This is a genomic window from Actinomyces faecalis, assembly GCF_013184985.2.
Lineage (GTDB): Bacteria > Actinomycetota > Actinomycetes > Actinomycetales > Actinomycetaceae > Actinomyces > Actinomyces faecalis.
Map to the genome: position 1 here is coordinate 2,211,666 of NZ_CP063418.1, position 25,887 is coordinate 2,237,552.

Genomic DNA, 25,887 nt, shown 5'->3' on the forward strand with positions numbered 1-25,887 from the left:
CCGCGGTGAAGGTGGCGGTAGCGAGAGGGTGTCGGATGGTAGTGACAGGGTCAGGACAGGCGAGGGGACGACGGCGGTGCTCGCCGTCGTCCCCTCGCTCGCCTGGCAGGGACCCTTGCGTGCCGTGCCCCGGCACGCAAGGGAGCCGGCTAGGACCGGCCTCAGCCGATCAGGTGCATGACGGCCTTCTGGTAGAGGTCGACGAAGTGGTAGTCGCGTGCGGCGGCGGCCTCAGCGTCGAAGTCCTCGTAGGCAGAGCGGTCGGCGATGAAGTCCTCCAGGGACTCGCCCTCGGCCAGGGTGGGCTCACCGAGCTCGTAGATGCCGGAGAGCTTGAGAGCCTCCTGGACCTCAGGGTCGGCGCGGAAGGCCTGGGCCTTCTCCTTGAGCTGCAGCCACATCTCCATATTGGCAGCCGCGGACTCCCACACACCCTCCATGCCGTCGGTGCGCGAGGGCTTGTAGTCGAAGTGGATCGGGCCGTCGTAGCGCGGGCCGCCGTTCGGGAAGCCGTTGACGATGAGGTCCACGGTGAAGAAGGCGGACAGCAGGTCGCCGTGGCCGAAGACCAGGTCCTGGTCGTACTTCAGGCCCTTCTGGCCGTTGAGGTCGATGTGGAAGAGCTTGCCGTGGTTGAGGGCCTGGGCGATGCCGTGGGTGTAGTTGAGGTTCGCCATCTGCTCGTGGCCGACCTCGGGGTTCAGACCCACGACGTCACCGTTGTCCAGCTGGCCGATCAGGGCCAGGGCGTGGCCGACGGTGGGCAGGAAGATGTCACCGCGGGGCTCGTTCGGCTTGGGCTCCAGGCCGATCTTGAGGTCGTAGCCCTTGTCCTTGATGTACTGGGCGACGGTGTCCAGGCCCTCCTTGTAGCGGTCGAAGGCCGCGTTGAGGTCCTTGGAGGAGTCGTACTCAGCGCCCTCGCGCCCGCCCCACATGACGAAGGTCTTGGCGCCCAGCTCGGCGGCCAGGTCGACGTTGCGCAGGATCTTGCGCAGGCCGAAGCGACGGATCGAGCGGTCGTTGTTGGTCAGGCCGCCGTCCTTGAAGATCGGGTGGGTGAAGGTGTTGGTCGTGACCATCTCGATGGTCAGGCCCGTGGCGTCCACCGTGTCCTTGAGCCTGCGGACGATCTCGTCACGCTCGGCGTCGGTGGCGTCGAAGGGGAAGACGTCGTTGTCGTGGAAGGTGATGCCCCAGGCACCGAGCTCGGCGAGCTTCTCGGTGTACTCCCACGGACGCAGGGCGGCGCGGGTCTTGTCACCGAAGGGGTCGGCGGCGAGCCAGCCGACGGTCCACAGACCGAATGAGAACTTGTCTTCCTTGGTGGGCTTGCGAACCATGGTCTCCTCCTCGAGCCGGTATTTGTTCGTTGGTGCAACTATGACATGTCCATGAGGTAGGGTCAAGGCGTGGTTCGAAGCACATCCCAGACGACGGCGTCTGCCGCGGCTCGCGCCCGACGCTCTCCAGCACGCGCCGGCGCGACCCGTGGCGCGCGCACCACGGCCTCAGCCCGTCAGTCGACACTGCGCACGGCCAACCTGGCACTGGTGGCACGCCAGGTCCTGTCCTCCCCCACTCCGATCTCACGGGCCGACGTGGCCGCCGCGACCGGGATGACCAGGTCCACGGCCTCCCGCCTGGTCGACGAGCTCGTCGGTACCGGGATCCTCGTCGAGCTCGACCCGGCCCCGTCCTCAGGCCCAGGCCGCCCCGCCGTCCCGCTCGCCCCGCCGCACGCGACCTTTGTGGCGCTGGGGCTGGAGGTCAACGTCGCCCACATGGCAGTTCGCGCGATCGACCTGTCCGGAGAGCTGCTGACCGAGCGCGTGGTCCTGGACGACTTCTCTGACTCAGACCCCGCCGTCGTCCTTCGTCGCCTGGCCGCCCTCGTCGCCGACGTCCTCGCGCTGCCCACGATCCGCGCTGCGCGGCTCGTGGGAGCCGGTATCGCCCTGCCGGGCCTGGTCTCCGACGGCGTGCTGCTGCGCGCCCCGAACCTCGGCTGGTCCGGAGTGCGCCCCGCCGACCACCTGGCCAGCGTCCTGGACGGCAACAGACTGAGCCTGGAGGTCGGCAACGAGGCGAGCCTGGGCGCGCTCACGGTAGGACGCTCCCGCCCTGTCCTGGCTCCCCAGTGGCCCTCCTTCATCTACCTGTCCGGAGAGAACGGCATCGGTGCCGGCATCGTCCGCGACGGACAGGCCCTGGCAGGGACCAACGGCTTCGCGGGCGAGATCGGACACGTCCAGGTCGACCCCAGCGGACCGCTGTGCACGTGCGGCAACACAGGCTGCCTGGAGCGCTACGCCGGGCGTCGCTCGATCCTCACAGCAGCCGGCCTGACAGAGGACACCCGCCCCGAGGAACTCGTCGCAGCCTGGCAGGCCGGCGACGTGGGCGCCCGACAGGCGATCTCAGCGGCCGCGCACGCACTAGGAGTCAGCCTCGGTGCGGCGGTCAACCTGCTCGACATCCCCGTCGTCGTGCTCGGAGGACACCTTGCGCCACTGGCCGAGGTCCTGCGCTCCGAGGTCGAGGAGGAGCTGGGCAAGCGGGTCCTGGCCTCACAGTGGACCGAGCTGGAGATCCTTCAGGCAGGCAGCGACCAGATGCCTGGCGCCACCGGTGCCGCCTGGTCCCTCCTGGAGACCGTGGTCGCTGACCCGAGCGCCTGGATGTAGGGTTCCCGCCCCGTGCCAGGGCTTACATACCTCCTCCTTCAGAGATGAGCGGTGCCACATGCTCGCGCAGATACTCCCTGACATACGGCAGGATGAAATCAACCTGTCCCCATCCCACGGACTCAATCATCTGGGCGTCAATGAGTCTCTTCCTATACACACCCGCATATTGGGCATCCACACCCATACGCTCAGCGATGTCAGCCATCAATGAGGGCCCATCGTCAACCGCCATAGCAACGAGGAAAGTGCGATCGACGTCCGACAAGTCAGATACTGCCGGCTCGTGGACAAGCGCGCCAATCTTGCGACGCGCCTTCGCTATCCCCTGCGCTGCAGCCTTGGGTGTAATAAGCACCCCCTGCGCATACCGACAAGCCCATCGCCCTACGAGTTGAATCATGAAGGGATAGCCCGCGCACGCCCGTACTGCCGCTGCCAAGGCGTCAGGATCCCACCGCGCCTCAACATCCTCCACAGGCTCCTGCAAGGCGCGCTCGACATCGGCGTCGCGGACGCCGCCAAGAGTCACCATATTCGCGCGCCGCAGGAAGGTAATCGGGTTCGAGTCGTCACTGGAAGCCAGGAGAGGGCGAACCGCTGCGGGAATCCCTGCCATAACAAGGCAGATCTGCCGGTCTTCACGGATCAGGTGTTGGATCGTGGCGGCGAGCTGCCGGATTTCATCAGTGCGCAGATGGTGAAGTTCATCAAGCGTGATCATGACCCCTGCTGCCTGTTGCCCGAGTACGCCCGCTTTATCGATCAGCTGGTCAAGCAAGCCACTCAGCGCACCTCGCAAGTCCACCGGCGGCAGGGTAGGAGCCTCGTGAGAAACTCCGATAGACACCCCAAAGAGCCCAAGGTCAGTCAGCCGCGTGCGCGCACCGGGATCCTGTCGCAACAGTTCCCGAACAACGGCATCGCGCAGACGATCCATGAATCCGATCGTTCCGGTCTCGGAAAACACGATCCAGCCGTAACGCTCACGAGCTAGACGCTCGAGTTCATTGAGCATGACGGTCTTCCCGATGCCGCGCATGCCCGTGAGGACAGTCACTCGCTCGTGCGCCCCCGGGCCGGAAGCGAGAGCGTCATCAAACTCCTCCAACACGTCCTCACGACCGACTAGGAGAGGCGGAGTCTTGCCTAGCGTCGGACTGAAGGGATTCGACACGATCATGCTGTCATGATACACGCAAGGAGAGTGAAGTTTTTAGATTTTTTATAAGTTTTTGATTGCTTTATACCTCTCGCCGCGCAGACCTGGATGGCCAGGATTCCATCCATAACATCATCTCTTGACAAGTATCTTGGCCATCACCACGATGATGACATGGCAAAAAGTTGGCATCCCGCCACCAGACGCAGGATGAAGACCATCGGACCGTCCATCCGCTCATGGCGACTGGCCCGAGGCCTGTCCGCGACCGACGTCGCAGACCGCTCTGGCATCTCACGCACCACCTTGCGCCAGATCGAGACAAACCCGTCCGGCGTCTCCTTCGGCAACGTCTTCGCCGTGCTGTCCGTCCTCGGTATTGACCACAAGGTCGCTCAAGCCGTCGACCCTCTTGAGGACCTCGTCGGCCGGACGCTCGTCCTCAGCGCGCTGGAAAAGAAGTCCCGATGAGCTCCGCCGTCCCGCTCCAGTGCACTGGACCCACCCAGACGGTACGACCTCGTGGGTTGGAGCTCTCTCGCTGGCCGGTCACGCACAGATCCAGTCATTCACCTACGCTCCCACCTGGCTGACCTCAGGTTGCGAGATCGGAGTAGGCCTGCCCCTCCAGACCGGCCCGTTGAGCCCACCTGGAGGTACGTCGACCTTCGGCGCCCTGGATGACGCCGGACCGGACTCCTGGGGACACTGTGTCATCAGCCGTAGCCGACCGTTGGAAGAGGTCAGCACAAGTCTCGGCGTGTTGGCAGCCGTTGCCGATGAGTCCCGGCAAGGAGCCCTACGTCTGAGCACCGGGACAGGTGACTGGCTCACCTCGGGGCAGGTAGCGCGCGTCGAGGAGCTGGCTACCGTCCTGGCCGGCGTCGAGGTCTTCACCCGTGGCGAGGCGATCGCTCCCAGCGCTGCATGGGATGCGGGGCTTGCCGTCCCCGATTTCCGCCTCATCCGGCTTGACGAGACCCGCGCGATCCTCCTCCTCGACCGGTTCGACCGATGTGTCGAAGGCCGTTACGGCTATCAGTCAATGCGCACTGCAGCAATGCTCGGCCCGTACGACTCAATGACCTACCAGACGGCCGCCGAGACAGCACGCTATCTCGTGGGCGTCCGAGCGGTCAGACAGGTCGTTCAAGCCGCTGCCCTGGCGATGTGCGTGCACAACATCGATGACCACGCCCGCAACCTCAGTTTCATCCACCGTGGCGACGGCTGGGAAATCGCTCCCCTATTCGACGTCGTCCCCTATCCAGATGAGCAGGAGGGGACCCCACTCACCGCGGGCAGCTCATCGCGTAGCCTGGAGCAGCTGCTTGGCACCGACTGGGGCCTGCCGCGAGACGCGGTTGCGGCCATGACGGCCCGTATCGCCGCCTGCACACGTTCCGTCTGGTACACCGCCCCGCAAAAGTGGGGACTTGATCCGGAGGTTGCCCAGGCCTGCGGACACGTCATCGCAGAGTCCTGCGACTTCTCCACCGTGCTCGACGGCGGTGTGCCCCGCTACGGGCCATAGCGGGGCGCACCAGCATCATGCCGACCGGGCTCAGAGCTCGTAGATCCTCACGCCGTAGGGCTCGACCTCGACCTGCTCACTAGCGCCGCTGAGCAGATCCGTGTACACCGCCGGCAGCCGGAGGACCTGGGGCTCGTCCTGGTAGTTGAGGACGAACAGCCACTGCCGCTCGTCCTTACGACGCACCGCGAGCTCGACCCCCTCAGGTGCCTCGATCAGCCCAGCGAGCGGCGAGGCCAGGCCTGTCCCTGGCCCAGCACACACCGGTCAGCACTGGCTGGCGTAACACAGCGGGGTGGGTCCCCCTCATGCTGCTGACAGGAGGGGCCCACCCGATCACCGTTCAACGAACGGCACGACTCTGGGTCAGATCCCGATCTCCGCGCCCTCGCGGCGGAAGACCGGAATGTACTCATACGGCGCAGCCACTGTCACCCGCTGACCACCGTCGAAGGTCTCACCGGAGTGAATCTCGACCCAGCGAGCGCCAGCAGGCAGGTAGACCTCACGCTCGCTGACGCCAGCCTCCAGCACGGGCGCCACGAGTAGGTCAGGGCCAAGCATGAACTCGTCATCGATCTCCCAGGCAGCCTCGTCCTCGGGGAACTGCAGGAAGAGCGTGCGTATGGCCGGAGTACCCTGCTCGGCAGCCTCGCCCATGACCGTGGCGATGTACGGCCGTAGCTTCTCTCGCAGCTCCATGTGCTCGCGCGAGACCTCCAGGCAGCGCTCGCCATAGCTCCACACCTCGTTGGGGCCACCGCTCAGGGGTGACCCGAGCTCCCCGCGAGGCTCGCGGTGACCGTGCAGACGGAAGAGCGGGCAGAAGGTGCCGAAGGCGAACCAACGGGCGTACAGCTCCTGGTAGTCCGGGTCGGAGGGGTCACCTCCGTGGAAGCCACCAATATCCGTCGTCCACCACGGGATCCCAGACATTCCGATGCTCAGTCCTGCCCGGATCTGACGGGCCAGGGAGTCCCAGGTCGGCGGGATGTCCCCGGACCATACCGCCGCGCCGAACTTCGCCTGGCCAGCCCATGCCGAACGGCACAGCAGGACAGTCGGCTCCTCTCCCGCGTCGCGGTTACCCTCGTAGAAGGTGCGCGCGTTGTCACGCGGGTAGATGTTGGCCACCGCGGCACCAGGACCAGCGTAGAAGGACAGGTTCTTCGGGTGACCAGGGTTGAGCTCGGGCTCGCAGGCGTCCAACCACCACACGCGCACACCTAGGTCAAAGTAGTGACGCTTGACGGTGTCCCACAGGAACTTGCGCGAGCGCGGGTTGGTCGGGTCGTAGAAGGACACCGGCAGCGAGCGTGGCATCTTCTTGTCGTGGATGTCCTGGTGGAACTCCACCCCCTGGTCGGCCCCCACTAGGAGGCCGCGTGCGCGCATCTCGTCATAGTTCTCGGAAAGCGGCGAGATCGTCGGCCAGATCGAGACCATGAGCTTGACACCCATCTCATCCAGCTCCCGGATCATGGCCTCTGGGTCCGGGTACTCCTCGGGGTCGAACTTGTAGTCGCCCATCGCGGTCCAGTGGAAGAAGTCTGTGACGATCACGGACAGTGGCAGACCACGGCGCTTGTGCTCGCGAGCAACGTCAAGGATCTCCTGCTGGCTCAGGTAGCGCAGCTTGCACTGCCAGAAGCCCGAGGCCCACTCCGGCAGCTGCGGGGCGTGTCCGACGGCGTCAGCATAGTGGGACATGATCTCCACCGGGTTCTCGCCCGCTGTCACCCAGTAGTCCAGGGCTGGCGCGGCATCCGCGACCCAGCGAGTAGCGTCGTCGGAGAACTCCACACGCCCGACGGCCGGGTTGTTCCACAGGAAGCCATAGCCGCGGCTGGACAGGTAGAAGGGGATGTTGACCTCGGTGTTGCGCTGGACCAGGTCGACGACCAGGCCCTTGTGGTCCAGGCGTCCGTGCTGGTGCTGTCCCAGGCCGTAGACGCGCTCTCCCTCGTAAGCCTTGAACTGCTGGTGGATCTCGTACAGGCCTAAACGCTGTCCGTAGAACACGTGGGAGCCTGGCCACCAGAAGTGCTCGCGCTTCTCAGCCAGCAGCTCCGCGCCGTCACGGGTGCGCAGGAACTCCAGCATGACCGCAGGCTTGCCGTCGCCAGAGTCCAGACGGGCACGCACGGTCAAGTTGCCGACGACGAAGCGGACGGTTCCGTCCTCGTCCTGCGAAGCGCTGGCTGCGGGCAGCCCTTCCGGTCGCTCCTCCAGCGCGCCGACGTCGCTGCTCGGGATCTGGTGCTGCGCGGCTCGCACGCGCACAGAGTCCGGCCCCCACTGCTCCACACGCAGCACCTCGTGCTCGTGCCGAACTTCAAAGCCGTCTTGGATTGCTGTGTACTCCAGCATATGAAGCTCCTTCGCTCCTGGTGTCAAAGATGATGAGTACGGTTGGCCTGAGCGGTCACGCCCGCCCCAGAGCCAGGGTTGTCAGGGACGTCAGGCCTTCACCGCCCCTCCAGTCGCGCCGGCGGCTACGTACTTCTGAGCGACCACAAGCAGGATCGCAGCAGGCAGGGAGGCCATCGTCGCCGTCGCCATGACCGCGCCCCAGTCAGCGACGTAGCCACCTATGAACTGGTAGATACCCAGGGTGACCGGACGGGCCGAGGAGTTGGAGCTCAGCGTCAGGGCGAACAGGAAGTCACTCCACGCGAACAGGAAGCTGAACAGCGCCGCCGTGATGACGGCATTCGTGCTCAGCGGCAGCACGATAGAGAAAAAGGTGCGGAACCTACCTGCGCCGTCGACCCTGGCAGCCTCCAGCACGGACATGGGGATCGCCCGCATGAAGGCCTGGATGATGAGAATGGAGAAGGGAACGCCCAAGGCGGAGTCAGCAAGAATGAGGCCTAGTGTGGTGTTGAGGATGCCCAGGTCGTTGTAAGCCGAGTACAGGGCGTTGGCAATGACGATGCCCGGGATCATCTGGCTGATGAGCAGGGCGAACATGACCAGCGCGGACCCGCGCACACGGTACAGCGAGAGCGCGTAGGCCGCAGGAGTCGAAATCACCAAGCTGAGTACCGTGGCACCGACTGCCACCACGAGGCTGGTCACCAGATTGCCTCCCTGGCTGGCGAACGCAGAGCGGTAGCCGTCCAGGCTCGGGTGAATCGGGAACCAGCTGAGATCGACGGTGGCCACACCCGGCTGCAACGAGGCGTTGACCATCCAGTAGACGGGGAAGAGCATGAGGGCCAGGAAGAACAAGCCCAGCACCACGTGGAACCAGGTGCGGTTGCTTGAGTGTCGCATGTTCGTTGCCGCCTCTCAGTCCTGGTCGCTGGAGCGGGAGACCCGCAGGTAGACCAGAGCGAAGACCAGGGCAATGATCACGAGGATGTTGCCCAGTGCTGCTCCCTGGCCGAACTCGAAGTTGGCGAAGGACAGCTTGTAGGACTGCGTCGCCAACGTCTCCGTGGCGTTGGAGGGCCCGCCTCCGGTCAGTCCCAGGATGATGTCGAGAACCTTGAGGGTGTAGACCACGCCAAGAATGAGGACCACCGAGACCACCGGGCGCAACAGGGGCCAGGTGACGTTGCGGAAGGCCTTCCACCCTACGGCCCCGTCCAGTGCCGCGGCCTCGTACAGCTCGTCCGGGATGTCCTGGAGCCCGGAGTAGAGGATGGTCATGTTGAAGGGGATCCCGAGCCAGATATTGACCATGATGACGGCGATGAGTGCCACCGAGGTGCTCGTCAGCCACGGCACGGCGTCAATGTGAAGCAGCCCCAGGACCTGGTTGATGACTCCGCTGTCCTTGTCCAGCATCCACTTCCAGATGGCGCTGGAGACAATCATCGGAAGCAGCCAGGGCAGCAGCAGGAGCGAGCGCATGACGCCGCTGAGCGGAAAACGCTTCTTGAAGAAGACTGCCAACGCCAGACCAATGGTGAACTGCCCGATGATCGATCCGACAGTGAACAGGACCGTATTCAGCAGGGCAGTGGTGAAGACCGAGGAACGGATGACCGCGATGTAGTTGTCCAGCCCTACGAAGGGTGCCTCACCGGTGTAGAAGGTCTTGGTCGTGTACTCCTGCAGGCTCATCGTGACGTTCTTGATGATCGGATAGCCGAAGAACAGTAGCAGGAAGACAATTGCGGGGGTCAGGAAGGCCCATTTCGCCAGCTCCTCACGTCGTTGTTGGCGACGGCGTGCTGGCCGGATCGTTTCAGAAGGCACCGTTGCGCTCCTTTCTCGTCAGTAGCGACGCCGGGGCTCGTCTCCGGGCCCCGGCGTCGCCGTCAGGACAGGAAGTCAGACTTGGCTGTCTCAAGTGCGGCCAGGGGCTCTTCCTTGCCCGTCAGCGCCGACTGGATCGCGTTGTAGAGAGCCTCGGCAGTCTTGGGCCATGCCTCACCGAGCTGGGCGGTGCGCGAACGGCCGTTGTTGACGGCGGTAACCAGTGACTCCATCTGAGGCAGCGCCTCGATGTAGGCGGCGTCCACGGCCTCCTTCGTGGGGATGGTGAAGCGGGTGGTGTTGAGCTCCAGGACCGTGTCATCGTCCAGGAGAGCCTGCAGCAGCTCCATCGCCTTGGCCTGCTTGGCCTGGTCCCCGGTCTGCGGGACCGTCCACAGCTCGCCGCCTAGCGGGGCGACTGCGGTGTCACCGGCCGCCGGAACCGGAATCTGTGCCACGGCCCAGTTGACGTCCGACTTGTCGAACGTCGTCGTCAGCCACGGGCCATCGATGACCATCGCCGCCTTGGCCGAGGTGAACTGTTCTCCCACCTCCGTCTGGGACCAGTTGAGGACAGACTCCGACGCCGAGCCTTCGCGCACAAGGTCCACCCACAGCTGCAGCGCGCTTGCCGCCTCCGGAGTAGCGATATTCGTCTCCTCAGCCCCAGCGGACCAGAAGAAGGGGAGGAACTGCCAGGAGCCCTCATAGGAGGCCTTGGCGCAGAAGGCGATGCCGTAGGTGTCGCCGCTTGTCAGTGTCTTAGCGGCAGCCTTGAGCTCATCCCAGGTGGTCGGTACGGTCACACCTGCCGCGTCAAGCAGGTCCTTGTTGTAGTACAGACCGAGGGTGTTGGCGCACGGTCCCATGCCGTAGAGCTCACCCTCGTAGGTGCCAGCACCTACGAAGCCTTCGATGAAGCCGTCCGCCTTGAAGCCAAGGTCTCCCAGCGGAGTCAGCGCGCCGGTAGCCGCGATCTGCTGGAGATCTGGGTTGTCCAGCATGAGCAGGTCAGGCAGCGTGTGCGAGGAGCTCATCTGCAGAACCTTCTGGATCAGGCTCGTACCGTGGACAGCCTCCCGCTCGATCGTGACACCTACCTTCTTCGCCGCAGCCTCAAGAGCCTCAGCAAAGATGCCGTTGTCGGGGTCGTCGGCGTAGTAGTCGAGGATCTTCAGGGTCGTAGCGTCACCAGAGCCAGACTGACCACCGCCGCCTCCGCCACAAGCGGCAAGCGGCACAGCGGCAAGTGCGAGGGCGGTGCCCTGGAGGAGACGGCGGCGGGCGATCGAGGTCATGGGCATCGTTGCAGACATGAGGGGATCCTTCCTCCTCGTCGAAACGTTGAAATCTCAGAGGGATACGTATGCGCATACGTATGAGAACTGGTCCTTCGACGCCTCAGACGATGATGTAATGGGGGTTGGGCACAGCTTCGTCGTCGTGCCCCGTGTCACGAATGTATCGTGAGGTTAAGTCGATCGCAAGACATTTTTAACCTCTCCCCGTTCTCGACCAACTGCACCGGAGACACAGATGGCCACTTCCGTCACCAGCCGAGACGTCGCCGAGGCAGCTGGCGTCTCACAGTCGACGGTCTCCTACGTCCTGAGCGGCAAGAGATTCGTCGCGCCAGACACTGAGGCTCGCGTCCTGGCAGCCATGGACGAGCTGGGATACCGCCCTCACGTGAGCGCCCGCGCCCTCAGAAGCCGACGCAGCGGCATCATCGGCGTCGTTGTGCCCTACCACGCGCTGACGGACACCGCGAACCAGTACCGCTACGTCGTCTCGATCGCCGCGGCCTGCCGCGAGTATGACTACGAGCTACTGATGGCCTCCTCCGAAGAAGGTATTGAGGGAATGCGTCGCCTCATCGACTCCGCCCAGTGCGACGGCCTGGTCATCATGGATGTCCTGGACTCCGACCCTCGCGTACTTCAGGCGCACGAGGCTCGCATCCCCTCCATCTTCATCGGCACCAGTCACGACTCCGATGTGACAGCGGTCGATACCAGCTTTGAGGAGGTCGCCGAACGCTGCGTCGACCTGGTAGCTGATCGTGGCCACACCGAGGCCCTTATCCTGACTAGCACCTCGGAACACGTACGCGCCATGGGCTTCTCACACCGTTTTAACCGCACGCTCAGCAACCACGCCACCGACCGAGGCTGCGACCTGGTCCACGCCGAGGTCCAGCGAGGCCTAGCCCCTATGCGCGAGGCGATCAGCCAGGCCCTCCAGACCCGCCCAGAGCTCTCGGCCATCATCACCGGCCCTACCTTGTGCGCTGACGATGCCGCTAACGCCTTGCTCGCTCTGGGCCTCACTCCCGGGCAGGACGTCTCATTAGTGGCCGCCGCCCACCCAGCCGACTCCCCTCACACGGAGATCGACTACACCTACTTTGACGCCGACGTTCCCACGGTGGTGTCCACCGCGATTGAGATCCTCATCAACACCCTTGAAGGAGGACCCCGCAACCTCAATCAGGGCCTACAGACCATCTCCCCGATCTTTCACGCCGGAGCGTCTCTGCGCCCCGCCACGTGACGAGGGGCGGACCGAAGCCACCCTCAACCGAGACGGCACCGCAACCTACTCATCGGTGTCCTTGCTCGTCGAGCGGATAGCGACATTCCGCAGATGGCTCGCCAACGCCTCCAGTGCGTCCTCATCACGCCCTTCCTCCAGGGCCTGCAGGATCTCTTCATGCTCAGCCACGGCGATCGGCGCGTCCGTGGTGCCCGCTCCGATCGTCTGACGCATACGGTGGACAGAGAAGGACAGCGCGTTCACTGAGCGGTTGATGTACCGGTTCCCGCAGTGGTCGAGGATCGCCTGGTGGAACGCCCAGTCGATCTCGAAGTACTCGTGCACCGCCTGGACATCGGTCGCCAGGGCCGGATCAGCGAACTTCTCCGCCTCACGCCGGTGCCGCTCCCACGCCTCGCGAAGATCGGCGACAAGCGCCTCCTTGTCCTCCAGCGCACGCTCAAGCGCTCCAGCCTCCAGGACCAGCCGCGCCTCCACCAGCTCTCGCATCTGTGCGGCCGACATCGGCGGGGCAACCCGGTAGCCGCGACGGGTCGTGCGACTGATCAACCCGGTTGACTCCAGCCGAGCCAGCGCCTCCCTGATCGGCGTGGGAGAGACTTGCAGGCTCTTGGCCAGCCGATCGATGTAGAGCGGGGCGTCAGGCTCGAAGACGCCTGAGGTGAGCATGTCAAGGAGCGTGTCATAGACGTCATCAGTCAGACCGCGTGCCGGGATCGGCTCCAGGACAGGCTGTGGGACGGGGCTGGGCGACATGGGAAAACCTTAGAGGGAACATCAGTCTGCACACGGCAGAGGACGTACCGAGAAGTGAGGTATCCCACGCCTTGACATCTCACACTCGATATCCTATAGGATATTCCCGTAACGCAGGACACACCTGCATCACGTCGCAAGGAAGCGACGGAGCCGAAGAGGAGTTCACCGTGACATTCCTGGTCAACGACCCACTGACCTTCGCCGCAGACAGCCTTCGCGGCTTCGTTGCCGCCCACGCCGATCTGGTCCAGCCCGTCCACGGCGGCGTCGTGCGCGCGACCACCTCCCCCGAGGGCGAGGTCGCCGTCGTCGTCGGCGGCGGCAGCGGCCACTACCCGGCCTTCGCCGGCTGGGTGGGTCCCGGCATCGCCCACGGCGCCGTGTGCGGCAACATCTTCGCCTCCCCCTCCGCGTCCCAGGTCATCTCCGTCACCCGCTCGGCCGACAACGGGGCCGGCACGCTCCTGCTCTTCGGCAACTACGCCGGCGACTGTCTCCAGTTCGGCCAGGGCGCCGAGGCACTGGCCGAGGAGGGCATCGACGCCCGTATCGTGACGATCTCCGACGACGTCGCCTCCGGCAAGCCGGACCAGCACCGCGAGCGCCGCGGCATCGCCGGTGACCTCATCGTGGCGAAGGTCGCCGGCGCGGCTGCCGCACGGGGAGACAACCTTGACCAGGTCGAGGCCCTGGCCTGGCGCTCGAACGACCTCACCCGCTCCCTCGGTATTGCCTTCTCCGGGCCGACCCTGCCAGGCGCCACCGAGCCGCTCTTCGAGGTCGCTGACGGCACCTACGAGCTGGGGCTCGGGATCCATGGCGAACCCGGGCTGTCCAGCCACAAGCTGGTTGGTGCGACCGAGGTCGCCCAGCACCTGGTCTCCGGCGTTCTCGCAGAGGAGCCTGAGCGCGGCAGGGACGGTTACGACGGCCGCGTGGCCGTGATCGTCAACGGCCTGGGCGCGACCAAGTACGAAGAGCTCTTCGTCCTGTACGGCGACATTGCCGAGCTGCTGGAGCAGGCAGGGCTGACCGTCGTCGCTCCCGTCGTCGACGAGGCTGTCACGAGCCTGGACATGGCCGGAGTCTCCCTGACGGTCTGCTTCCTCGACGAGGAGCTGGAGTCGCTGTGGACCGCCCCGGCCTACACCCCCGCCTTCACTCGCGGCCAGGTTGACGGAGCCGCGCTGGGCGGCGCCCGCCGTGAGGTCAAGGACGACGCCGCGACCCAGATCACCCGGGGCGGCGAGGCCTCGGTCGCGCAGGCCCGGCGCGTGACCGAGCTGCTCGACCTCGTGGCCCGTACCTGCAAGGCGAACGCCGAGTCCCTCGGTCAGCTCGACTCCATCGCCGGCGACGGCGACCACGGTCAGGGCATGGTGCTGGGCGCTACCGCCGCCTCCAGCGCCGCGCACGCCGCACTCGAGGCCAGGGCTGGAGCGGCCACGCTGCTGACGCTGGCTGGCCAGGCCTGGGCCGAGGGAGCAGGGGGCACCTCCGGAGCCCTGTGGGGGCGCACCCTGGAGACGATTGCCGCAAGCTTGAGCGACGAGACCCGGACGGAGGAAGGCGAGCTGATCCAGGCGGTTGCCGCCGGCGCCCGTGCCGTCGCCGAGTTCGGCGGGGCCCAGATCGGCGACAAGACCATGGTCGACGCCACCGAGCCCTTCGCCCAGTCCATGAGCGAGGCCGGCGCTGACCTGGCAGCTGCCTTCCGGGACGCCGCCGAGGTCGCTACCCAGGCCGCCGCCTCCACCGCGGACATGGTGGCCCGCAAGGGACGTGCCAAGACTCACGGGGACGCCTCCCTGGGACACCCCGACCCCGGCGCGGTCTCCTTCTCGCAGATCGTCACCGCCGTCGCCCAGGAGCTGACGGCCAGCTCCTGACGGCTGCCCCACCACATACCTCAAGCCTGACCCGCCCCGGAGCGAGCCAGGCCAGGACCTACGCACCCTGAACGACACATCAACTGAACGCATCAAGGAGGATGACGTGTACACAGCAGACGGCTGGCCCATCGCAGCCAAGATCAGCTACGGCCCGTACACCGAGGACGGCCAGCTTGCCGCAGAGGCACCGGCGAGCGTCTGGCGCGAGCAGCTGTCCCAGGTGGCCGAGCTGGGCTACCGCTACATCGACCCCATGGACGACTGGGTGCCGATCGGCGACATCAGCGACGAGCGCTTCGCTGAGCTCAAGGAGGTCCTGGACGACCTCGACCTGCGCATCATCGCCATCTCGATCGGACGCAACTCGGTGATCGACACCGAGCGTGGCGATGAGAACCTGGCGATGGTCCACCGCACCATCGACCGCGGTGCCGAGCTGGGCGCAAAGTTCGTCAACGTCGGCTTCCTGCAGGAGCTCTACCCTGCCCAGAAGGAGGCCCTGTGGTTCTGGCTGGCCGACGGCCACCACGACGACCCTGCTCTGTACGACAAGGCCGTCGAGCGCGTCCGCGAGCTGGGCGAGCACGCGCAGGGCCTGGGCATGCAGATCAGCCTGGAGATGTACGAGGACACCTTCCTCGGCACCCCCGAGGGCGCTGTCCAGTTCCTCAAGGACGTGGACCACGCCGCCGTCGGCATCAACCCTGACATCGGCAACCTCATCCGTCTGCACCGGCCCATGCCCAAGGGCGAGGACATGTACGACATCGTGCTGCCCTACGCCAACTACTGGCACATCAAGAACTACATCCGCGACGAGGACCCGGCCACCGGCTCCTACATGTCCGCACCCGTGCCCCTCAAGTACGGGACGATCAACTACCGCGCCGTGATCCGCAAGGCTCTCAAGCTCGGTTACACCGGCCCCTTCATGGTCGAGCACTACGGCTCGGACTGGCTCGGCGTAGGCGCCGAGAACGCCGAGTACATCCGCGACGTCATCCGCTCCTACCTCAGCAACAAGTAGGGACGACGTCCCGACAGGCCTTCCACGGCCACGCCTGTGCTGGGGTGCGACCACTCGCACCCCAGCACAGGGAGGGTGCGCCCTGAGCGCCCCATGACGACCACACGTCGTCTCCCACCTACCACCCCCTCAGACGTGACAAGGAGGTCACACATGACCCACCACCCCCCTCTGCGCACCGGCTTCACGCCTAAGCCCGCCATCGTGGAGTCCGCTCTGTCCAAGGTGACCAAGCGCCTCATTCCGTTCCTGCTGCTGATGTACGTCATCGCCTTCGTTGACCGCACCAACCTCGGCTGGGCACAGCAGGCCTGGGAGGCCGACTACGGCATCTCCACCGCCGCCTACACCTTCGGCGCCACACTCTTCTTCATCGGCTACGCCGTCTTCGAGGTCCCCTCAAACCTCATCATGCACCGAGTCGGTGCACGCTGGTGGATGACCCGAATCATGATCAGCTGGGGCATCGTCGCCGCCTGCTTTATGTTCGTCCAGGGACCAACAAGCTTCTACATCCTCCGTTTCCTGCTGGGTATCACCGAGGCTGGGTTCTTCCCCGGCGTCATGCTCTACCTGACCTACTGGTACCCGGCTGCTCGCCGCTCCTGGGCCACAGGCCTGTTCTACATGGGCCTGCCTATCGCCAACATGTTCGGCAACCCCCTGTCCGGCGGCCTCCTGGAGCTTGACGGCCTGCTCGGCATGGACGGCATCCACTGGATGTTCCTAGTCGAGGGCCTGCTCGCCGTCGTCGTCGGCCTCATCTGCCCCTTCGTGCTGGTCGACCGCCCTGCCAACGCTCGCTGGCTGACCCAGGACGAGAAGGAGCACTTGAGCGAGCAGATCGCTCACGAGGAGAGTGCCAAGCACGAGGCCAAGCCGATCTCGTGGAAGCAGGCGATGCTCGATCCTCGCATCCTCTACTTCTGCCTCATCTACCTGTGCATCCAGGCCTCCGTCTACGGCCTGACCTTCTTCCTGCCCAAGCAGGTCGTCAACATGACCAATGGTGAGGCCGGCCTCAAGGCCTCGCTCATCACCGCCATCCCGTGGGCCGTGGCCCTCATCGGCGTCATCATCCTGCCCAAGATCGCGGACCGCCGTCAGAACCACGCCGGCCTGGCTGCGCTCATGCTGGCCTTCTCCGGAATCGGTATCGGCGGCTCGGCATTCTTCCTGCACAGCCCGGTGCCGGCCCTCATGCTGCTGTCCATCGCGGCCGTCGGCTTCGTGACCGCCCAGCCAGTCTTCTGGCAGCTGCCCACCCGTTACCTCAGCGGTGCCGCTCTTGCTGGCGCCACCGGCCTGATCAACGCCCTGGGCAACCTCGGCGGCTGGCTCGCCCCGCTTCTGCGCACCTGGGCGACCACCCACGTCGGTGGCAGCGTCGAGGCCCCCAACGAGGCCGCCGGACTCATCGTCCTGGGCCTGGCCGGCATCATCGGTCTCTTCCTCGTCCTGGGGCTGCGCCTGTTCAAGGCCAGCGACAAGGAGCGCGCAGCCGCTGCACTCCAGGAGTCGCTCTGACCCGCACCATCCCGTTCCAGAACCACTACTCACAAATCTCAACTGATTGGAGAATCCCATGAAGGACTACACCAAGCCCGTCTTCCCTGAGGCTCGTACCGCCGTCGTCTCCGGCTGCGGCGCCCCGCGCGGCATCGCCCGCGCCGTTGCCCGCCGTCTGGCTGACGAGGGCTGGAACATCGTCGCCGTGGACCTCAACCCGGCCGTCAAGGACTTCGAGACCGAGCTGGGCCAGGCCCACCCCGATCTCAAGGTCCGTGCCCTCGTCCTGGACATCGCCGACCAGGAGGCCGTGGCCGCCGCCTTCGCTGAGGTCGCGAAGGAGATGCCCCCGGTCGTCGGTCTGGCCAACGTGGCCGGTATCGCCTGCCCGGTCCCGCTGGAGGAGCTCGACGCCGAGCTGTTCGACAAGGTCGTCGGCGTCAACTGCCGCGGCACCATGCTCATGATGAAGTACGCCGCCGAGGAGATGAAGAAGTACGGCATCGGCCGTATCGTCAACTTCTCCTCCATCACCGCCCTCGACGGTGGCGGCACCTTCTCCAAGTTCGCCTACGCCGCCGCCAAGGCGGGGGTCCTCGGAGTCACCCGTGGCGGCGCCCGCGAGCTGGGCCAGTACGGCATCACCGTCAACGCCCTACTGCCCGGACCGATTGACACCGACATCATGGGCGGCAAGCTGACCGACGAGCGCAAGGCGCAGATGTCCTCCAACATCCCAGTCGGCCGCGTGGGCCAGCCCGAGGAGATCGCGGCCGTCGTCAGCTTCTTCCTGTCGGCAGACGCCTCCTTCGTCAACGGCGTGTCCATCAACGTCGACGGCGGCAAGCACATGCACTGACGTCACGCGCACCAGGCGCTGTGGTCAGCGGGTGGCAATGCCGTCTACCCGAACTTATGAAAACAGCGAGGCCAGTTCTCCCAAACCTTCCACACAACTCGATAATTTTCACGGTCAACAGATAAGCAAAGGGGCTTATTTAATGATATCCAATAGCCAAATATACGCGCCAGACAAGAAGGCGACACACAAGAGATTTGGTATATTCGTCATCCTCTGGCTTCTCGTTCTTCTGAACTATGTTGATCGCTCCACACTATCCATTGCCCTCCCCTATATGGAAAAGGACCTGGGGCTCTCTGCAGACATGCAAGGATGGATACTTTCTCTCTTCTTCTGGACATACCTTGTGTTCCAGGTCCCCGGTGGCTGGCTCCTTGACAAGTTCGGCCCCAGGCGGGTGGTCAGCATTGCGGGCCTACTTTGGGGGTCGCTCCAGCTCGGAATCGGCTTCCTCACATCGGGTACCGCGCTCGGCGCAGCCCGACTCGGGCTTGGCGCCTTTGAAGCACCCACCGCCCCTTCAGGGGCGAAGGTCAACTCAAGCTGGCTAAGCGAGAGCGAACGAGGCCGTGGAGCCACCTTCGTCGATATGGCAGGCCCCTTTGGTAGCGCCGTCGGAGGTGTACTCGTCACTGCCGTCATCGGAATATTTGGTTCATGGCGCTGGGCATTCTTTGTCACAGGAGCGCTGACGATTGTTCTCGCAATCATCTATTGGACCTACGTACGCGATACCCCCGAGGAGCATCCAGGGGTCAACGAAGCAGAACTGGCTCACATCAAAGGCCAGAACGTTGAGAATGCAGGAAAGCAGCAATCAACCATTCGCGTGGTGAAGGAAGATGCTCCTCTACCCTCCTTGAGAGATTACGCTGTCTCGATCTCCTGGTGGGGATTCTGGCTCGGCCGCCTCGGCTGGGCGACAGTGTGGTGGGGCATCATCTCCTGGACACCTTCCTACCTTCATCAAGCCAGAGGATTTGATCTCATGGGACTAGGTGGGGCCACATTCCTCATTTTCGGTATGGGAGCCGTCGGTCAGCTGGTTGCAGGAAGCCTCGCCGATTGGGGGCGCAAACAATTTGGAAACTATAACATGGTGATGAAGAGCATCCTCGTCGGCTCTGCATTTTTCATGGCAATGAGCGTCCTACTGATCCCCATGGTTTCGAGTGCCACCCTATGTCTTGCCATGCTCTCATCAGCAGTATTTTTCACAAACTTCGGTGGACTGTACTGGGCTATCCCCGCCTGGCTTGCTCCAGGCCCACAAGTGGGCGCCGTCGGTTCCGTCATGAATATCGCTTCAAGCCTCGGAGGCGCCCTCGCGCCCGTGATCATGGGATACACGATCAAAATTGCAGGAGGATCATACTCCGGCGCCTTTTTCTTCCTCGTGGCGGCCGCAGCCCTCTACATGCTCGGCTCGGCACTGATCAATTTCCGCAAACCCCTAGCTTCTGCTAGATCCTGAGCACAGGAAACACTATGACTACATATAATGGACCGGTTATCGATGCACATCACCACTTCTGGGAGCCTTCTCTCGGAAAGCAGCCCTGGCTACTTCCAGGAGTAGATATAGGCTTTCGTTACGGCCCCTACGAGAGCATCAAGCGCGACTACCTCCCGCCGGACATCATCAAAGATGCATCCACAGCAGGTATCAACCTCGTCGGCACTGTCACCATGGAGACAGAATGGGAAGAGGATGATCCGATTGGAGAGATGGAATACACCGCCAACATCTCGAAGAAATACGGTCTGCCCAACGCCGCTGTCGCACATGCTCTACTCCACCACCCAGATGTTGAGCAGACACTCGAAGAACTATCCAACATACCATTGGTCCGAGGCGTGAGACACAAACCGGGGCAGGCGCCGTCACCCAAGATGGCAGCACAGTACAAGACACTCATGACCGACAGTGCCTGGCTTCACGGCATCAGCCTCCTTCGCAAATACGGTCTCAGTTTTGACCTCCAGGTAGCCTGGTGGCATCTGGATCAAGCAGAAGAAATGCTGCGGAAAAATCCTGAGCTTCCAGTCATCATCAACCATGCCGCACTACCTTCAGACCGTTCTGAAGACGCCCTTACGGCATGGCAAGAAGCGACCGCGCGAATCTCACAGTTCCCGCAGGTCACCGTAAAGGTGAGCGGCATCGGATTACAAGGAATTGCTTGGACGGCGAACAACAATCGGCGAATCGTCGAGCATCTCGCAACTTCATTCGGACCAGATCGCATGATGTTTGCCTCGAACTTCCCAGTGGATAGCCTGACAGCCTCCTACTCAGAGATCTGGAACGGATTCCTTGAGATCGTCAAGGACTACAGTTCGACTGAGCAAAAGAAAATGTTTGCCGGAACAGCGCAGCACGTCTACCGTCTTCCCCCAGACCTGTTAACCGAGTAGCACCACCACAACCAGTATGCAGAAAAAGATCGAGACGCAAGGAGAATCCTATGCCCTCACATAACAAAATTCCTAAAATTACGATAACTCTTGGCGACTTTTCAGGTGTCGGACCAGAACTCGCGGTAAGGCTGCTGTCGAATCCGACGAACCTTGAGAAGGCTGCCGTTTCTATCTTCGCATCCGCCTCGGAAATCGCTACCATCTCAGACGAGTTTAATGTCACCGTTCCGATCGGTGACGATCCCGGTCCTGGTCACGTGTGCCTACTCGGATCCGAGCTGGCAGATATCCCCGTAGCGGCCAAACAGACTTCTGTTGCCGCCGGCCGTCGCGTGATGTCTGATCTGCGCGCTGCAGTCCAGCGCTATAGAGATGGGTTGTCGGACTCATTGATGTTCCTGCCTCTGAACAAGACCTCACTACACCTCGCTGGCATGCACGAGCACGATGAGTTACGGTGGTTCGCAAATCTCCTTGGCTTTGACGGCTTCACCAGCGAATTGAACTTCGTTCCTGGGCTGACTACCTCTCGGGTTACCTCTCATATCCCTCTGTCTGAGGTCGCTTTCGGGATCACGGCCCGAGCAGTCCGTGATGCCATCACATTGCTTCACCGTGTCATTCAGGGTACAGGTGTTCCCCACCCACGTATCGCGGTGGCTGCCCTCAACCCGCACGCGGGTGAGCACGGTCAGTTTGGACGCGAAGAGATCGAACACATCTCGCCAGGAATTGAATTGGCCAGTCAAGTCGATGGGGTCAATGTCGAAGGGCCATTCCCTTGCGACACGATCTTTATCAAGGCGAAGAAAGGTGAGTATGACGGTGTCGTGACCATGTATCACGATCAGGGTCAGATAGCCATGAAACTCATGGGTTTTGATTCTGGGGTCACTGTCCAAGGCGGCTTGCCTGTTCCTATCGTAACTCCGGCACACGGGACCGCATACGAGATTGTTGGTCTCGGCAAGGCTTCGCTTGGCCCCTCACAGCGAGCCTTCGACATTGCTGTGGATCTTGGGCGGCAGCACATGCACTGACGTCACGCGCACCAGGCGCTGTGGTCGGCTGAGCGGTCCTGCCGTCTGCCGATCACGGCGCCTGCGTCGTCCTCCCGTCTTCCACCCGGCACCGCCCCCCTGCGCCAGAGCCCGGTGCCATACTGACCGGGGCGCAGCAGCAAGACCTTTTCTCACCCCTGTAGGAGCTCTCGTGACCATCGTCGCCGTCAGCCTCAAGATGTACTTCGAGCGTGCGCGCACGCTGCGCTACTGCGAGGAGGTGGCCCGTATCGCGGCCAGCGTCCCTGCCACGGCCGAGCTGCAGATGGCGGTCTACACCGACTTCCTCACGGTCCCGGCGGCAGCCCAGCGCCTGGCAGGCTCCTCTGTCCTGCTGGGGGCCCAGGACCTGGCTCCCGAGGACCGCGGTGCCCTGACCGGTGAGGTCTCCGGAGCGGACCTGGCAGACCTCGGGGTACGCACGGTGGAGGTCGGCCACTATGAGCGCCGCACGGTCTTCGGCGAGGACGAGCAGATGGTCGCTGCCAAGACCCGTGCAGCCCTGCGCAACGGCATGGTCCCCATGCTGTGCGTGGGCGAGCCTGAGCAGACTGACCCCGCCAAGGCGGCTGAGGCGTGCCTGGCCCACGTCCGCTCCGCCGTCGGCCAGGAAGGAACTGACGCCCCGCTGTGGGTCGGTTACGAGCCCTACTGGGCGATCGGCGCCCCGCAGCCCGCGCCGGTGGGCTATGTCCAGGAGGTCTGCCAGGCCCTGCGCGCCGGGCTGACAGAGCTCGCTCCCACCGCCAGCGTCGTCTACGGAGGCTCAGCCGGACCGGGACTGCTCACCGAGCTCGTCCCGGCTGTCGACGGCGTCTTCCTGGGCCGCTTCGCCCACGACCCCGCGGCGCTGGAGCAGGTCGTGGCTGAGGCACTCGCTGTGCAGCCATAAGAACCTGGCGGGCGACGCCTCACAGCGACGAGGGAGGGGGCCACCAGTCGGTGGGTCCCCTCCCTCGTCGCTGTACTCGCCGCACCCAGGCGACGACGGCCCCGGCTCAGTCTCCTAGCCGCTGAGCCACGGTCTCCGCCACGAGGGCGAAGGAGACCGCGCCCGGGTCAGGAACCTGACGGGCCTTCTCCCCGTGGGAGCGAGCCCGTCCGAGTCCCGGCATCATGCCGACAGTCGAGGCAGCCCCCTCGTGAGCCGCAGCGGCAGCCTGCCGCCACACCGCCTGAGCTGGCTCCTCGGCGTCGGCGAAGACGCGGGCAAAGGGAGCGAGGGCGTCGACAAGAGTCTTGTCCCCCACCTGTGCCCCGCCCTGACGAGTCACAGCCTCGTACGCTGCCTGGATCCCCTGGCGAAGGGAAGAGAGGTCTGCGCCCTCCTGGTCACCCAGCTGACGTCCGAGCGTGGCGAGCATCGTGTCCCACAGCGCGCCGGACGTCCCGCCTGCTCCGTCAGACCAGGCCCGGCCCGCCCGGACGAGCAAGGTACCGGCTCCCGCGCCTGCTGCTGCGAGCTCGGCGGCGCTCGCCGCGGCGGCCCTGGCCCCGTTGTGCATACCGATACCGTGGTCGCCGTCGCCGGCGATGGCGTCGATACGGCCCAGCTCATCCATCTGGGCGTCGACTGCGTCGCTGACAGCACGCAGGACGTCCGCGACTCTCTCGGCAAGTCCTTGAGAAGCCAGCGAGGCGACCGGGAGGTCGGGCTCTCCATGCCGCGGGACGGCAGCCGTCTCCTCTCTCCGCTCAGACCGCACGACGGCGATCTCACCACCATCCGACTGCCCCACCTGGTACTCGGCCGAGCGGGCCGGCGCCCGCCACAGCTCCTCCAGCTCAGGATCGAGCCAGGCCAGGGTCAAGGACATCCCAGCCATCTCAAAGCTGGTGCAGAACTCTCCCACCTGGACGTCAGCCACCTCCACGCCAGCCGTCTCCAGCGCCTGTCTGATCTCGCCCCAGACGACGTAGAGCTCGTCCATCTTGACCGCACCCAGGCCGTTGACAAGGGCCACGACCCGCGAACCACGAGCACGACCGCCTGGAGCCTCTGCAAGGAGGCGGGAGACGAGCAGCTCAGCCAGGCCGGCCGGGTCAGGCGTGTCGACCTCGTCCAGGCCCGGCTCGCCGTGGATGCCCAGGCCAACACCCATCCGTCCTTCGGGGACGGTGAACAGCGGAGCCTCGGCACCCGGCAGCGTGCATCCCGTCAAGGCCACTCCGAGGGTCCGGGTCACTGCGTTCGCCCGTCCAGCCAGTGCGTGGACCGTCTCCAGGTCGTCTCCGCGCGCGGCTGCCGCGCCAGCGACCTTGAAGACCACAAGGTCTCCCGCCAGGCCTCGACGCCATTCGGCCTCCTCGGGAGGGGCCGATGAGACGTCGTCGGTCACGCGCACGGTGCGTACCGGGGTCCCTGCCGCCTCCAGCCTGGCGGCCGCGGCGTCGAACTGGAGCCTGTCACCTGCGTAGTTGCCGTAGCTGAGCAGGACGCCACGGCCCTGCTCCACGGCTCGGGCCACGCCCTCGACCTGGCCGGCTGAGGGCGAGGCGAAGATGTTGCCCAGCACCGCGCCGTGGGCCAGCCCCGGGCCCACGAGCCCGGCGAACGCCGGGTAGTGGCCGCTGCCACCGCCGATGACGAGCGCTACCTGGTCCTCGCAGTCACGCGTGGCCCGCGCGACTCCGCCGTCGATAGGCTGAACCAGGTCAGCATGAACCTGGGCGAAGGACTGCACGGCCAGGGCCGCGAAGGTCGAGGGATCGTGCTTGAGATAGGTCATGACTCAGCACCGTCCTACGCAACCAGCCACAACAGGCTGATGATCGCCATCCCGAGGAAGCCTCCTACGGTGCACAGCACCGTCCACGTCCTCAGGCCACCGGCAACGCTCAGGCCGAGGAGGCGCGAGGAGATCCAGAACCCGGAGTCGTTGATGTGGGACAGCGAGACCGATCCCATCCCGATTGCCAGGATGATGAGGGCCACCTGGAAGTCGGTGTAGCCACCGGTCTCCACAGCAGACTGCATGAGGCCGGCTGCTGCAAGCGTGGCGACCGTACCGGACCCCTGAGCCACCTTGAAGACCAGGGCCACAAGGAACGCCATGAACAGGATGGGCACCCCGGCGTCCATGAGCAGCCCAGCCACAGCCTCACCGATGCCGGACTCCGTGAGCACCTTGGCGAAGACACCGCCGGCACCGGTGACGAACACGACCACGGCTGCCGGCCCGAGTGCTGCGTCCATCAGGGCACTCATCTCCTGCTGGGGCCAGCCGTTGCAGCGTCCGAGCACCCACATGGCCAGGACGACCGCGACGATGAGCGCGAAGCCAGGAGCTCCGACGAAGGAGGCGACGCGGCGGAAGGTGCACCCCTCCTCCGCGACGACGGAGACGATGGTGCCGAAGGAGATCATGAGGATCGGCAGCAGGATCATGGCCACCACCGTCCACGCACGCGGCTTGCGCAGCGCCGTGGCAGCCTGCCCCGTCTTGCTCGCAACGGCAGAGAAGTCAGCGGCCCCTGTGGAGTCGTAGGTACGACGCACCTCCGCGGACAGCGGAAGGTCCTGACGAGTCAGTCGGTTGGAGACCAGGTAGATCACCACACCGATCGGCACGGCCAGCGCGATGCCAAGCATGGTCACCAGGCCGAGCGCGTCGCCACGCAACAGGGCGGTTGAGCCGGTGACACCGGGGTGAGGTGGGACGGAGTTGTGGATGAAGACCATCGTGGCAGCCACCGGGGCACCCAGAATAACTGGGGAGCGGTGGCCCGCAGCCTTGGCAAAGCTGAAGATGATCGGGACCAGGATGATGAAGCCGACGTCGAAGAAGATCGGGATCGCGATCAGGCCGGACGCGATCAGCAGCGCTGGGCCGAGTCGCTCCTTGCCCAGCAGCTGGACAGCCCGCGTGGCGACCACCTCGGCACCACCGGTCTTCTCGATGATTCCACCGAGCATGGCTCCGAGCCCGACCAGGAGCGCCACGGACCCGAGAGTGCCACCCATACCCGCGATGACAGTCGGCACGATCTCGTCGATCGGGATCCCGGCGGCAGCCGCGGTAGCCACCGAGACGGCAAGCAGCGCGACGTATGCCGGCCATTTCAGACGCATGACGAGCAGGAGCAGGGCGGCGATCGCTAGCGCCGCGACAATGAAGAGATAGGTCACGCTCATGACGAGGAGTCCTCCGTGTCACGCCCCGGGCTGGCGCCACCGCCTACCGCTGCGGCGCCAGCCCGGTGCCAAC

Annotated in this window: 22 protein-coding genes; 12 read left to right on the forward strand and 10 right to left on the reverse strand. The window is 64.6% G+C overall.

What is annotated here, in order from left to right; all coding sequences use genetic code 11:
* Positions 1–161: 161 nt before the first annotated feature.
* Entirely contained in the window at positions 162–1,343 is a 1,182-nt protein-coding gene (xylA, locus tag HRL51_RS09515) for a xylose isomerase (RefSeq protein ID WP_172119478.1), read from the reverse strand.
* Positions 1,344–1,412: 69 nt separating this feature from the next.
* On the opposite strand from xylA, the gene HRL51_RS09520 reads away from it, so the two are divergent.
* Positions 1,413–2,687: an ROK family transcriptional regulator gene (locus HRL51_RS09520; RefSeq protein ID WP_172191484.1), complete on the forward strand. Its 1,275-nt coding sequence runs from the start codon at positions 1,413–1,415 to the stop codon at positions 2,685–2,687.
* A gap of 22 nt (positions 2,688–2,709) precedes the next feature.
* Here HRL51_RS09520 and HRL51_RS09525 read toward each other — a convergent pair whose 3' ends face one another.
* The gene (locus tag HRL51_RS09525; protein ID WP_172191486.1) at positions 2,710–3,870 is read right to left on the reverse strand and encodes an ATP-binding protein; all 1,161 of its coding nucleotides are present in this window, start codon (positions 3,868–3,870) and stop codon (positions 2,710–2,712) included.
* A 189-nt stretch (positions 3,871–4,059) separates the two neighbouring features.
* On the opposite strand from HRL51_RS09525, the gene HRL51_RS09530 reads away from it, so the two are divergent.
* Complete coding sequence (locus HRL51_RS09530) at positions 4,060–4,320, forward strand: helix-turn-helix domain-containing protein (protein WP_244960156.1); 261 nt, start codon at positions 4,060–4,062, stop codon at positions 4,318–4,320.
* Between the two features lie 289 nt (positions 4,321–4,609).
* Positions 4,610–5,383, forward strand: coding sequence for a HipA domain-containing protein (locus HRL51_RS09535; RefSeq protein ID WP_194256520.1), 774 nt, complete (start codon positions 4,610–4,612; stop codon positions 5,381–5,383).
* 30 nt (positions 5,384–5,413) lie between these two features.
* On the opposite strand, the gene HRL51_RS09540 is transcribed toward HRL51_RS09535, so the two are convergent.
* The 5 genes from HRL51_RS09540 to HRL51_RS09560 all read right to left on the reverse strand — a co-directional run bounded on the left by HRL51_RS09540 (position 5,414) and on the right by HRL51_RS09560 (position 10,908).
* A complete protein-coding gene (locus HRL51_RS09540; RefSeq protein WP_172191492.1) occupies positions 5,414–5,647 on the reverse strand; it encodes a Beta-galactosidase C-terminal domain in 234 nt (77 codons plus the stop codon).
* A 102-nt stretch (positions 5,648–5,749) separates the two neighbouring features.
* On the reverse strand, positions 5,750–7,753 hold the full coding sequence (locus tag HRL51_RS09545) for a glycoside hydrolase family 31 protein (RefSeq protein WP_172191494.1): 2,004 nt from the start codon (positions 7,751–7,753) through the stop codon (positions 5,750–5,752).
* Between the two features lie 90 nt (positions 7,754–7,843).
* Positions 7,844–8,662, reverse strand: a complete 819-nt coding sequence (locus HRL51_RS09550) for a carbohydrate ABC transporter permease (protein WP_172191496.1) — start codon at positions 8,660–8,662, stop codon at positions 7,844–7,846.
* A gap of 15 nt (positions 8,663–8,677) precedes the next feature.
* A complete protein-coding gene (locus tag HRL51_RS09555) occupies positions 8,678–9,592 on the reverse strand; it encodes a carbohydrate ABC transporter permease (RefSeq protein WP_244960157.1) in 915 nt (304 codons plus the stop codon).
* A 62-nt stretch (positions 9,593–9,654) separates the two neighbouring features.
* Positions 9,655–10,908 carry a sugar ABC transporter substrate-binding protein gene (locus tag HRL51_RS09560; RefSeq protein WP_218957630.1) on the reverse strand — a complete coding sequence of 418 codons (1,254 nt, stop codon included), beginning with the start codon at positions 10,906–10,908 and terminating at the stop codon, positions 9,655–9,657.
* Positions 10,909–11,128: 220 nt separating this feature from the next.
* Here HRL51_RS09560 and HRL51_RS09565 point away from each other — a divergent pair, with 220 nt between their 5' ends.
* A complete protein-coding gene (locus HRL51_RS09565; RefSeq protein WP_172191498.1) occupies positions 11,129–12,145 on the forward strand; it encodes a LacI family DNA-binding transcriptional regulator in 1,017 nt (338 codons plus the stop codon).
* A 45-nt stretch (positions 12,146–12,190) separates the two neighbouring features.
* On the opposite strand, the gene HRL51_RS09570 is transcribed toward HRL51_RS09565, so the two are convergent.
* Positions 12,191–12,904, reverse strand: a complete 714-nt coding sequence (locus HRL51_RS09570) for a GntR family transcriptional regulator (RefSeq protein WP_172119476.1) — start codon at positions 12,902–12,904, stop codon at positions 12,191–12,193.
* A 170-nt stretch (positions 12,905–13,074) separates the two neighbouring features.
* Between HRL51_RS09570 and HRL51_RS09575 the strand changes: the two genes are divergently transcribed.
* The 8 genes from HRL51_RS09575 to HRL51_RS09610 all read left to right on the forward strand — a co-directional run bounded on the left by HRL51_RS09575 (position 13,075) and on the right by HRL51_RS09610 (position 22,571).
* Positions 13,075–14,796, forward strand: a complete 1,722-nt coding sequence (locus HRL51_RS09575) for a dihydroxyacetone kinase family protein (protein WP_172191500.1) — start codon at positions 13,075–13,077, stop codon at positions 14,794–14,796.
* A gap of 106 nt (positions 14,797–14,902) precedes the next feature.
* Positions 14,903–15,826, forward strand: coding sequence for a sugar phosphate isomerase/epimerase family protein (locus tag HRL51_RS09580; RefSeq protein ID WP_172119474.1), 924 nt, complete (start codon positions 14,903–14,905; stop codon positions 15,824–15,826).
* A gap of 153 nt (positions 15,827–15,979) precedes the next feature.
* Entirely contained in the window at positions 15,980–17,353 is a 1,374-nt protein-coding gene (locus HRL51_RS09585; protein ID WP_172191502.1) for an MFS transporter, read from the forward strand.
* Between the two features lie 58 nt (positions 17,354–17,411).
* Entirely contained in the window at positions 17,412–18,194 is a 783-nt protein-coding gene (locus HRL51_RS09590) for an SDR family NAD(P)-dependent oxidoreductase (protein ID WP_172119472.1), read from the forward strand.
* Positions 18,195–18,336: 142 nt separating this feature from the next.
* Positions 18,337–19,671: an MFS transporter gene (locus tag HRL51_RS09595; RefSeq protein ID WP_172191504.1), complete on the forward strand. Its 1,335-nt coding sequence runs from the start codon at positions 18,337–18,339 to the stop codon at positions 19,669–19,671.
* 14 nt (positions 19,672–19,685) lie between these two features.
* Complete coding sequence (locus HRL51_RS09600; RefSeq protein ID WP_172191506.1) at positions 19,686–20,615, forward strand: amidohydrolase family protein; 930 nt, start codon at positions 19,686–19,688, stop codon at positions 20,613–20,615.
* 50 nt (positions 20,616–20,665) lie between these two features.
* Positions 20,666–21,658, forward strand: a complete 993-nt coding sequence (locus HRL51_RS09605; protein WP_172191508.1) for a 4-hydroxythreonine-4-phosphate dehydrogenase PdxA — start codon at positions 20,666–20,668, stop codon at positions 21,656–21,658.
* A gap of 172 nt (positions 21,659–21,830) precedes the next feature.
* Entirely contained in the window at positions 21,831–22,571 is a 741-nt protein-coding gene (locus tag HRL51_RS09610) for a triose-phosphate isomerase family protein (RefSeq protein ID WP_218957631.1), read from the forward strand.
* Positions 22,572–22,677: 106 nt separating this feature from the next.
* Here the strand turns inward: HRL51_RS09610 and HRL51_RS09615 are convergent, their stop codons facing one another.
* A complete protein-coding gene (locus HRL51_RS09615) occupies positions 22,678–24,408 on the reverse strand; it encodes a dihydroxyacetone kinase family protein (RefSeq protein ID WP_172191510.1) in 1,731 nt (576 codons plus the stop codon).
* Between the two features lie 14 nt (positions 24,409–24,422).
* Complete coding sequence (locus HRL51_RS09620) at positions 24,423–25,814, reverse strand: GntT/GntP/DsdX family permease (protein ID WP_172191512.1); 1,392 nt, start codon at positions 25,812–25,814, stop codon at positions 24,423–24,425.
* Positions 25,815–25,887 lie beyond the last annotated feature (73 nt).